Below are 10,028 nucleotides of genomic sequence, written 5' to 3'. Positions count from 1 at the left end.
CGTGTCGCTTCGCCAACCCCCTACCGGGGGCAACACCAGCGGCCCGGCAAAGCCGGTTCCGCGGTGTTTCCCGAACAGACTTTCTGACGGACAGAACCATGTTTAAAAAAATACTGATTGCGAACCGCGGCGAGATCGCTTGCCGCGTGATCAAGACCGCCAAGAAGATGGGCATCCTCACGGTGGCCGTCTATTCCGATGCCGACAAGGACGCGCGCCATGTCGAGCTGGCCGACGAGGCGGTGCACATCGGCGGCTCGGCCAGCCGCGACAGCTACCTGCAGGCCGATCGCATCATCGCCGCCTGCAAGAAGACCGGCGCCGAGGCCGTGCACCCGGGCTACGGCTTCCTGTCGGAGAACGAGGCCTTCGCGCGCAAGGTCGAGGAAGAGGGCATCGTCTTCATCGGGCCCAAGCACTACTCGATCGCCGCGATGGGCGACAAGATCGCCTCCAAGAAGCTCGCGAACGAGGCCCAGGTCAACACCATCCCAGGCTGGAACGAGGCCATCGAATCGGCCGAGCGCGCGGTCGAGATCGCGCGCGACATCGGCTACCCGGTGATGATCAAGGCCTCGGCCGGCGGCGGCGGCAAGGGCCTGCGCGTGGCGCACGACGACAAGGAAGCGCTCGAGGGCTTCACCGCCTGCCGCAACGAGGCGCGCAACTCCTTCGGCGACGACCGCGTCTTCATCGAGAAGTTCGTGGTCGAGCCGCGCCACATCGAGATCCAGGTGCTGGGCGATTCGCAGGGCAACGTGATCTACCTCAACGAGCGCGAATGCTCGATCCAGCGCCGCCACCAGAAGGTGATCGAGGAGGCGCCGTCGCCCTTCATCTCCGAGGCCACGCGCAAGGCGATGGGCGAGCAGGCGGTGGCGCTGGCCAAGGCCGTGAAGTACCAGAGCGCGGGCACGGTGGAGTTCGTGGTCGGCAAGGATCAGAGCTTCTACTTCCTCGAGATGAACACCCGGCTGCAGGTGGAGCATCCGGTGACCGAGTGCATCACCGGCCTCGACCTGGTCGAGCTGATGATCCGCGTGGCGGCCGGCGAGGCGCTGCCGCTGGCGCAGGCCGACGTGAAGCGTGAGGGCTGGGCCATCGAGTGCCGGATCAACGCCGAAGACCCGTTCCGCAACTTCCTGCCATCGACCGGCCGGCTGGTGAAGTTCCAGCCGCCCAAGGAGAGCATGTTCTCGGCCGACACCGAGCACCTGTACGGCGTGCGGGTCGACACCGGCGTCTACGACGGCGGCGAGATCCCGATGTTCTACGACTCGATGATCGCCAAGCTGATCGTGCACGGCAAGGACCGCGCACATGCGATCGCGCTGATGCGCGAGGCGCTCAACGGCTTCGTGATCCGCGGCGTCAGCAGCAACATCCCGTTCCAGGCGGCGCTGCTCGCGCATCCGAAGTTCGTCTCGGGCGACTTCAACACCGGCTTCATCGCCGAGCACTACGGCAAGGGCTTCCACGCGGAAGACGTGCCGCATGCCGACCCTTCCTTCCTGGTGGCGCTGGCGGCCTATGTGCACCGCCGCTACCGCGCGCGTGCCTCGGGCATCAGCGGCCAGCTCGAAGGCCATGGCGTGAAGGTGGGCGAGCAGTTCGTGGTGGTGGAACTGGGCGCGGACGGCCGGAACGTGCAGCATCCGGTCTCGGTGTCCGACTTCCATGGCAAGACCGGCGCGAGCGCGGTGGCCGTGGGCGACCAGCACTACAAGATCGACAGCGGCTTCGCGCTGGGTGCGATCCGGGTCGAGGGCATCGTCAACGACAAGCCCTTCGTGGCCCAGGTCGAGCGCGGCGCGGGCAAGAACCCGCTGGCGCTGCGCATCTCGCACAACGGCACGCAGATCGAGGCCATGGTGCTGTCGCCGCTGGGCGCGCGCCTGCAGCAGCTGATGCCCTACAAGGCACCGCCGGACCTCAGCAAGTTCCTGATGTCGCCGATGCCGGGCCTGCTGGTCGAGGTGTCGGTGCAGCCGGGCCAGCATGTGCAGGCCGGCGAGAAGCTGGCCGTGATCGAGGCGATGAAGATGGAGAACGTGCTGTTCGCCACGCAGGACGGCGTGGTCGGCAAGATCTCCGCGGCCAAGGGCGAATCGCTGGCGGTCGACCAGGTCATCATGGATTTCGTCTGATGGGAGCCAACGACATGAACCACGCCGTCACGCTGCACCGCCCCGCGGCGCCCGTCGCTGCGCCGACTGCCGTCCGCTGGTCGGTCGAGGCCGTGCAGGCCCTGCTCGACAAGCCTTTCATGGAACTGCTGTTCGAGGCGCAGACCGTGCACCGCCGTCATTTCCCCGAGGGCGACATCGAGCTCGCGACCCTGCTGTCGGTCAAGACCGGCGGCTGCCCCGAGAACTGCGGCTACTGCCCGCAGGCGGCCGAGTTCGACACCGGCGTCAAGGCGCAGAAGCTGATGGAGGTCGACGAGGTGGTGCGCGCCGCGCAGGCCGCCAAGGACGCCGGCGCCACCCGCTTCTGCATGGGCGCGGCCTGGCGCGCGCCCAAGGACCGCGACGTGGAGAAGGTCGCGGTGCTGGTCGAGGCGGTCAAGGGCCTGGGCCTGCAGACCTGCGCCACGCTGGGCATGCTCGAGCCGCACCACGCCGAGCAGCTCAAGAACGCCGGCCTCGACTACTACAACCACAACCTCGACACCGCGCCCGAGTACTACGCCGACGTGGTGGGCACGCGCACCTACCAGGACCGGCTCAACACGCTGGCCCATGTGCGCGCGGCCGGCATCAGCGTGTGCTGCGGCGGCATCATCGGCATGGGCGAGACGCCGGTGCACCGCGCCGGCCTGATCGCGCAGCTGGCCAACATGGCGCCGTACCCCGAGTCGGTGCCGATCAACAGCCTGGTGCGCGTGCCCGGCACGCCGCTGGCCGATGCCGACCCGGTCGACCCGCTGGACTTCGTGCGCGTGATCGCGGTCGCGCGCATCACCATGCCGACCGCGCGCGTGCGCCTGTCGGCCGGCCGCCAGCAACTGGGCGACGCGGTGCAGGCGCTGTGCTTCATGGCCGGCGCGAATTCGATCTTCTACGGCGACAAGCTGCTGGTCACCGGCAACCCCGACGTCGAGGCCGACGTGCAGCTGCTGCGCAAGCTGGGCCTGAAGGCGCGACAGGTGGCCGCCACCCACGGAGAGCACGCATGAGCACCCGTCCCTTCAAGGTGCTGGGCATCCAGCAGATCGCCATCGGCGGTCCCGACAAGCTGCGGCTGCAGAAGCTCTGGGTCGAGATGCTGGGGCTGGAGGTCACGGGCACCTTCCGCAGCGAGCGCGAGAACGTCGACGAAGACATCTGCGCGATGGGCGTGGGGCCGTTCAAGGTCGAGGTCGACCTGATGCAGCCGCTCGACCCCGACAAGAAGCCCGCGGTGCACACCACGCCGCTCAACCACGTCGGCCTGTGGATCGACGACCTGCCCCGGGCCGTCGAATGGCTCACCGCGCAGGGCGTGCGCTTTGCGCCGGGCGGCATCCGCAAGGGCGCGGCCGGCTTCGACATCTGCTTCCTGCACCCGAAGGCGAACGAGGAGTTCCCGATCGCGGGGGAGGGCGTGCTGATCGAGATGGTGCAGGCGCCGCCCGAGGTGGTGACGGCCTTCGCGGCGCTGGCGGCCGGCCGTCCGGCGCCCTGAACCCGTTCGACGCCAGGCGCCTTGTGCGGTGTCAGGCGCCGGGTCGGCGCCACACGGCCAGGGTCGCGGCGAGCAGCCACATGCCGGCCGCGCAGCCGCGGTTCAGGGCCTTCACGCCGCGCTGCGAGAGAAAGCGCACGGCCTGCGTGCCGGCGCCGGCATAGGCCAGCATCACGCAGGTGTCGAGCACCACGAACACCGCGCCCAGCAGCAGGTACTGCGGACCCTGCGGCTTCGCGATGTCGACGAACTGCGGCAGGAAGGCGGCGAAGAACAGCACGGTCTTCGGGTTCGACAGCGCCACGGCCAGGCTGCGCAGCAGCGCGATGCGGCCATGCGGGCGGACGTCGTGCGGCGACCTGCTGGCCAGCGCGGCGCCGAGGTCGGTCGCCTCGCTGCGCCAGAGCTTGATGCCCAGCCACACGAGGTAGGCCACGCCGGCGATGCGGATCGCGTTGAAAAGCCATTCCGAAGCCGCGAGCAGCGACCCCAGCCCGAGGGCGACGACCGCGATCAGCGTGATGCTGCCGAGCGATGCGCCTGCGATGCCCCAGCTCGCGCGGCGCATGCCGCCCTCGATGCCGTTGGACAGCGCCAGCAGCATCGTCGGGCCCGGAATCAGGGCCAGTGCCAGCGATGCGACGGCGTAGAGGAGCAGGGTGTCGAAGCTCATGGCTTCGTCGCCTGGGTGCGTTGCTGCGAGGCGGCGCGGGCACGCGCCATCGCGGCCTCGACGATGGCGCGCTTGCGGTCTACCGGGGCGGCCGCCGGGTCCGGCGCTGGCGCGGGCTTGGGCTTCTGCAGGCGCGCCTGGTGCAGCGCGTAGCGACCGAGCGCCGCATCGGCCTGGGTCTTCGACCAGGCGGCCCAGCCGGTGTGGCCGGGCGTGGCATCCTCGAGCGCGATGCAGTCCACCGGGCAGACCGGAATGCACAGCTCGCAGCCCGTGCAATGGGCCTCGATCACGGTGTGCATGCGCTTGTTCATGCCGACGATGGCGTCGGTCGGGCAGGCATCGAGGCACAGCGTGCAGCCGATGCACCAGGCCTCGTCGATGACCGCCATGGCGCGCGGGCCCTCGGTGCCGAACTGCGCATCGAGCGGCAGCAGCGGCCGGCCGGTGAGTTGCGCCAGCCGCGCGACGCCTTCGGCGCCACCGGGCGGGCATTGGTTGATGGCGGCTTCGCCCTCGGCCACGGCCTGGGCGTAGCCCGCGCAATCCGGATAGCCGCACCGTGTGCACTGCGTCTGGGGCAGTGCGTCGTGGATGCGTGCGGCGAGTCCGTTCACGGGAGCAGTGCGCGCGGCTCAGCGCGTGGCGCTGGCGCCGGCCTTCTTGCGTGCCGCTGGCTTCTTCTTCGCCGCTGCGACGGGTGCCGCGACCGGAGCCGCCACGGCCGCCTTGGCCACGGCTTTCCTGGCCACGACCTTCTTGGCGGCCACCTTTTTGGCCGCCGGCGTGGCCGCGGTCACCGGCTTTGCATCTTCGGCCGCGAGCAGTGTCTCGTCGGCCGGCAACGCTTCGCCCGCACGGCTTTGTGGCGCGTCGTTGGCCGCGATGAATTTCTGCACCTTGGGGTAGACCAGTTCGCGCCAGCGGCGGCCGCTGAAGATGCCGTAGTGGCCCGCGCCCTTGACCTCGTAGTGCTCACGCTTGCCGTCGTCGATGCCGGTGCACAGTTCGTGCGCGGCCTCGGTCTGGCCCGAGCCCGAGATGTCGTCGAGTTCGCCTTCGACCGTGAGCATGGCGGTGCCGCGGATGTCCTGCGGCTTGACGCGCTCGACCGCGCCGTCGGCCGCCTTGACGTCCCAGGTGCCTTCGACCAACAGGAAGTCCTGGAACACCGTGCGGATGGTCTCGAGGTAGTAGTCGGCGTCCATGTCGAGCACGGCGTTGTACTCGTCGTAGAACTTGCGGTGCGCTTCGGCGCTGGCGTCGTCGCCCTTGATCAGGTCCTTGAAATAGTCGTAGTGGCTGGTCGCATGCCGGTCGGGGTTCATCGCGACGAAGCCGGTGTGCTGCAGGAAGCCCGGGTACACGCGACGGCCGGCACCGGGGAAGTTCTCGGGCACGCGGTAGATCACGTTGTTCTCGAACCACTCGAAGCTCTTGTTGGTCGCGAGGTTGTTGACCGAGGTCGGCGACTTGCGGGCATCGATGGGGCCGCCCATCATGGTCATCGACAGCGGCGTCTGTTCGCCGCGGCTGGCCATCAGCGAGATCGCCGCCAGCACCGGCACGGTGGGCTGGCACACGCTGATCACATGGCAGTTGCCGTATTCGGCCTGCAGGTGGCGGATGAAGTCCTCGACGTAGTGGATGTAGTCGTCGAGATGGAATTCGCCGTCGGTGGTGGGCACCGTGCGGGCGTTCTTCCAGTCGGTGATGTAGACCTTGTGGTCCTGCAGCATGGTGCGCACGGTGTCGCGCAGCAGGGTGGCGTAGTGGCCCGACAGCGGCGCCACGATCAGCACCACCGGCTGCTTCTTGAGCTTCTGCAGGGTTTCGGGCTGGTCGGTGAAGCGCTTGAAGCGTCGCAGCTGGCAGAAGGGCTTGTCGAGCTCGATCGCTTCCTGGATCACCACGTCGGTGCCGTCGACCTTGACCGAGGTGATGCCGAATTCCGGCTTCTCGTAGTCCTTGCCCAGCCGGTAGAGCAGGTCATAGCCGGCCGCCATGCGCTGCGCGAGCGGCGTGTGCGACAGCGGCGTGCCGTTGCTGTAGAGCTTGGCCGCGGCCTGGGCGAAGTCGGTCAGCGGTTCCATCAGGGACCGCTGGGCTTCATAGAGGTGGTAGAGCATCGTGATCCCTGTCGTTGATTGCTGCAGTGCAATATATCAACTTGGGACGACGCGCGTGTAGGGGCCTGCCCCTACACGTACGCTTCCCTCGCCCGTCAGATCACCTTGGCGATGCTCTGGCAGACGTAGTCGATGTTCTTGCTGTTGAGCGCGGCCACGCACATGCGACCGGTGTCGGTGCCGTAGACGCCGAATTCGTTGCGCAGGCGGACCATCTGGTCCTTGCTCAGACCCGAGTAGCTGAACATGCCGATCTGGGTGGTGATGAAGCTCATGTCCTGCTGCACGCCGGCCGCCTTGAGGCCATCGACCAGGGTCTGGCGCATGGCCTTGATGCGGGTGCGCATCTCGGCCAGTTCCTTCTCCCAGACCGCGCGGCGGGCCGGGTCGTTGAGCACGGCCGCGACCACGGCGCCGCCATGGATCGGCGGGTTGCTGTAGTTGGTGCGGATCGTGATCTTGAGCTGCGACAGCACGCGCGCGGCCTGGTCCTTGTCCTCGCACAGCACCGACAGCGCGCCCACGCGTTCGCCGTAGAGGCTGAAGCTCTTGGAGAAGGAGGTCGAGACGAAGAAGCTCAGGCCGGCTTCGACGAACTTGCCGATCACGGCGCCGTCTTCCTCGATGCCGTTGCCGAAGCCCTGGTAGGCCATGTCGAGGAAGGTGACGAGGTTCTTCGCCTTGACCGCCGCGACCACCTGGTCCCACTGGGCCGGGGTGATGTCGTAGCCGGTCGGGTTGTGGCAGCAGGCGTGCAGCACGACCACCGTGCCGGCCGGGGCGGCGTTGAGCGCAGCCAGCATGCCTTCGAAGTTCACGCCGCGCTTGGCCGCGTCGTAGTAGGGGTAGCTTTCGACCACGAAGCCGGCGTTGGTGAACAGCGCGCGGTGGTTTTCCCAGCTCGGGTCGCTGATCAGCACCTTGGCGTCGGGGTTGAGCTTCTTGAGGAAGTCGGCGCCGACCTTGAGGCCGCCCGTGCCGCCGATGGCCTGGATGGTCGCCACGCGGCCGGACTTGACCGGTTCGCTGTCGGCGCCGAAGACCAGGCCCTTGACCGCGCTGTCGTAGGCGGCGATGCCGTCGATGGGCAGGTAGCCGCGGGCGCTGGGCGCCTTCATCATGTCCTGCTCCACCGCCTGAACGCAGGCCAGGAGCGGCAGCTTGCCGTTGTCGTCGTAGTACACGCCGACGCCGAGATTGACCTTGTTGGGGTTGCTGTCGGCGGCATATTGCTCGTTGAGACCCAGGATGGGATCGCGCGGCGCCATCTCGACGGCGGTGAACATAGACATGAAGAAGTCCTCAGGATGAATCGGTTCGCCGGCGGTTCGGGAAGCAAACCGCCTCTGGCTCTGGGCCCGAAGCTGTATTAGGCTTTCGGGTTGCCTTGAATTTTACCGACCGCACGCCACCTGGTACGGACCCGCCATGCCCGAAATTTCCGAAGTCAGCTCCAAATCCCCCCACGCCGACCCCGTGGGACCCGCCAAGGAGGGGACTTTCATCTCCTATCCGGGCTCGCCCTTTGAGCTTTTCCAGCCCTATCCGCCCGCGGGCGACCAGCCCGCCGCCATCGAACAGCTGGTCGAGGGCGTGGAAAACGGCGAGGTGTTTCAGACCCTGCTGGGCGTGACCGGCTCCGGCAAGACCTTCACCATGGCCAACGTGATCGCGCGCATGGGCCGCCCGGCGATCGTGTTCGCGCCTAACAAGACGCTGGCCGCGCAGCTCTACAGCGAGTTCCGCGAGTTCTTCCCCAAGAACGCGGTCGAGTACTTCGTGAGCTATTACGACTACTACCAGCCCGAGGCCTACGTGCCCCAGCGCGACCTGTTCATCGAGAAGGACAGCTCGATCAACGAGCACATCGAGCAGATGCGGTTGTCGGCCACCAAGAGCGTGCTCGAGCGGCGCGACACGGTGATCGTGGCCACGGTGAGCGCGATCTACGGCATCGGCACGCCCGAGGACTACACCCAGATGCGCTTCATCATGCGCACGGGCGACAAGATCGGCCAGCGCGACGTGATCGGCCGGCTGATCCGCATGCAGTACATGCGCAACGAACAGGACTTCTCGCGCGGCACCTTCCGCGTGCGCGGCGACACCATCGACGTGTTCCCGGCCGAGCACAGCGAGCTGGCAATCCGGATCGAGCTGTTCGACGACGAGATCGAGACGCTGCAGCTCTTCGACCCGCTGACCGGGCGCATCCGGCAGAAGATCCCTCGCTTCACGGTCTACCCGTCGAGCCACTACGTGACGCCGCGCGACAAGGTCATGACCGCGGTCGAGACCATCAAGCTGGAGCTGGTGGACCGCGTCAAGGAATTCGTCGGCCAGGGCAAGCTGGTCGAGGCGCAGCGGCTCGAGCAGCGCACCCGCTTCGACCTCGAGATGCTGGCCGAGATCGGCCACTGCAAGGGCATCGAGAACTACTCGCGGCACCTCTCGGGCGCAGCGCCCGGCGACCCGCCTGCGACGCTGACCGACTACCTGCCCAAGGACGCGCTGATGTTCCTCGACGAGAGCCATCAGATGATCGGCCAGCTCGGCGGCATGTACAACGGCGACCGGGCGCGCAAGACCACGCTGGTCGAGTACGGCTTCCGGCTGCCCTCGGCCATGGACAACCGGCCGCTCAAGTTCGAGGAGTTCGAGAAGCGGATGCGCCAGTGCATCTTCGTCTCGGCCACGCCGGCGCAGTACGAGAAGGACAACTCCGGCAATGTGGTCGAGCAGCTGGTGCGCCCGACCGGGCTGATCGACCCCATCGTCGAGGTCCGGCCCGCCACCCACCAGGTCGACGACGTGCTGGGCGAGATCCGCATCCGCGTCGAGAAGAACGAGCGCGTGCTGATCACCACGCTGACCAAGCGCATGGCCGAGCAGCTGACCGACTACCTGGGCGACAACGGCGTGAAGGTGCGCTACCTGCACAGCGACGTCGACACGGTGGAGCGAGTCGAGATCCTGCGCGACCTGCGGCTGGGCGCCTTCGACGTGCTGGTGGGCATCAACCTGCTGCGCGAGGGGCTGGACATCCCGGAGGTGTCGCTGGTGGCGATCCTCGACGCCGACAAGGAAGGCTTCCTGCGCGCCGAACGTTCGCTGATCCAGACCATCGGCCGCGCGGCGCGCAACCTCAACGGCAAGGCGATCCTCTACGCCGACCGCATGACGGATTCGATGACGAAGGCGATCGGCGAGACCGAGCGCCGGCGCACCAAGCAGATCGCCCACAACGAGGCGAACGGCATCACGCCGCGCAGCATCGTCAAGAAGGTGCGCGACCTGATCGACGGCGTCTACAGCGAGAAGACCGGCAAGGAAATGGCCAAGCTGGAATTGGACCGCGCCAAGGTCGAGGACATGAGCGAGAAGGACGTGGCGCGCGAGATCAAGCGACTCGAGAAGCTCATGCTGGAGCATGCCCGCAACCTGGAATTCGAGAAGGCGGCGCGGGTGCGCGACCAGCTCTCGGTGCTGCGCGAACAGGCCTTCGGCGCCTCGGGCGGCGACCACATCCCGCCGGCTTGAACCGGTCTCGGGTTTACCCG

8 protein-coding genes are annotated in these 10,028 nt (G+C 67.5%); 4 read left to right on the top strand and 4 right to left on the bottom strand.

What is annotated here, in order from left to right:
* Nucleotides 1-98: 98 nt before the first annotated feature.
* From A9977_RS25665 to A9977_RS25655, 3 genes are read left to right on the top strand one after another with little or no spacing between them, the layout of a single operon-like run.
* Nucleotides 99-2,147, top strand: coding sequence for an acetyl/propionyl/methylcrotonyl-CoA carboxylase subunit alpha (locus A9977_RS25665; protein ID WP_183027622.1), 2,049 nt, complete (start codon nt 99-101; stop codon nt 2,145-2,147).
* Entirely contained in the window at nt 2,147-3,178 is a 1,032-nt protein-coding gene (gene bioB / locus A9977_RS25660; RefSeq protein WP_183027621.1) for a biotin synthase BioB, read from the top strand. The genes A9977_RS25665 and bioB overlap by 1 nt, the downstream gene beginning before the upstream one ends.
* Nucleotides 3,175-3,666, top strand: a complete 492-nt coding sequence (locus tag A9977_RS25655) for a VOC family protein (protein ID WP_183027620.1) — start codon at nt 3,175-3,177, stop codon at nt 3,664-3,666. The genes bioB and A9977_RS25655 overlap by 4 nt, the downstream gene beginning before the upstream one ends.
* Before the next feature lie 31 nt (nt 3,667-3,697).
* Here A9977_RS25655 and A9977_RS25650 read toward each other — a convergent pair whose 3' ends face one another.
* The 4 genes from A9977_RS25650 to A9977_RS25635 all read right to left on the bottom strand — a co-directional run bounded on the left by A9977_RS25650 (nt 3,698) and on the right by A9977_RS25635 (nt 7,760).
* A complete protein-coding gene (locus A9977_RS25650) occupies nt 3,698-4,339 on the bottom strand; it encodes a LysE family translocator (protein ID WP_183027619.1) in 642 nt (213 codons plus the stop codon).
* Nucleotides 4,336-4,956, bottom strand: a complete 621-nt coding sequence (locus A9977_RS25645) for an RnfABCDGE type electron transport complex subunit B (protein ID WP_183027618.1) — start codon at nt 4,954-4,956, stop codon at nt 4,336-4,338. The genes A9977_RS25650 and A9977_RS25645 overlap by 4 nt, the downstream gene beginning before the upstream one ends.
* An 18-nt stretch (nt 4,957-4,974) precedes the next feature.
* The gene (locus tag A9977_RS25640) at nt 4,975-6,468 is read right to left on the bottom strand and encodes a polyhydroxyalkanoate depolymerase (RefSeq protein WP_183027617.1); all 1,494 of its coding nucleotides are present in this window, start codon (nt 6,466-6,468) and stop codon (nt 4,975-4,977) included.
* 95 nt (nt 6,469-6,563) lie between these two features.
* On the bottom strand, nt 6,564-7,760 hold the full coding sequence (locus A9977_RS25635) for an amino acid aminotransferase (protein ID WP_183027616.1): 1,197 nt from the start codon (nt 7,758-7,760) through the stop codon (nt 6,564-6,566).
* A gap of 136 nt (nt 7,761-7,896) precedes the next feature.
* Between A9977_RS25635 and uvrB the strand changes: the two genes are divergently transcribed.
* Nucleotides 7,897-10,008, top strand: a complete 2,112-nt coding sequence (uvrB, locus tag A9977_RS25630) for an excinuclease ABC subunit UvrB (protein ID WP_220812078.1) — start codon at nt 7,897-7,899, stop codon at nt 10,006-10,008.
* Nucleotides 10,009-10,028 lie beyond the last annotated feature (20 nt).

Source organism: Variovorax sp. UMC13 (genome assembly GCF_014170375.1).
GTDB lineage: Bacteria > Pseudomonadota > Gammaproteobacteria > Burkholderiales > Burkholderiaceae_C > Variovorax.
Note: the sequence above shows the minus strand (reverse complement) of the source record. Positions and strands in the feature narration are given on the sequence as shown.

Bases quoted from the DNA above. Each gene is read 5' to 3' on its own strand.
- A9977_RS25665 (WP_183027622.1), top strand. From the start codon at position 99: ATGTTTAAAAAAATACTGATTGCGAACCGCGGCGAGATCGCTTGCCGC.
- bioB (WP_183027621.1), top strand. From the start codon at position 2,147: ATGGGAGCCAACGACATGAACCACGCCGTCACGCTGCACCGCCCCGCG.
- A9977_RS25655 (WP_183027620.1), top strand. From the start codon at position 3,175: ATGAGCACCCGTCCCTTCAAGGTGCTGGGCATCCAGCAGATCGCCATC.
- A9977_RS25650 (WP_183027619.1), bottom strand. From the start codon at position 4,339: ATGAGCTTCGACACCCTGCTCCTCTACGCCGTCGCATCGCTGGCACTG.
- A9977_RS25640 (WP_183027617.1), bottom strand. From the start codon at position 6,468: ATGCTCTACCACCTCTATGAAGCCCAGCGGTCCCTGATGGAACCGCTG.
- A9977_RS25635 (WP_183027616.1), bottom strand. From the start codon at position 7,760: ATGTCTATGTTCACCGCCGTCGAGATGGCGCCGCGCGATCCCATCCTG.
- uvrB (WP_220812078.1), top strand. From the start codon at position 7,897: ATGCCCGAAATTTCCGAAGTCAGCTCCAAATCCCCCCACGCCGACCCC.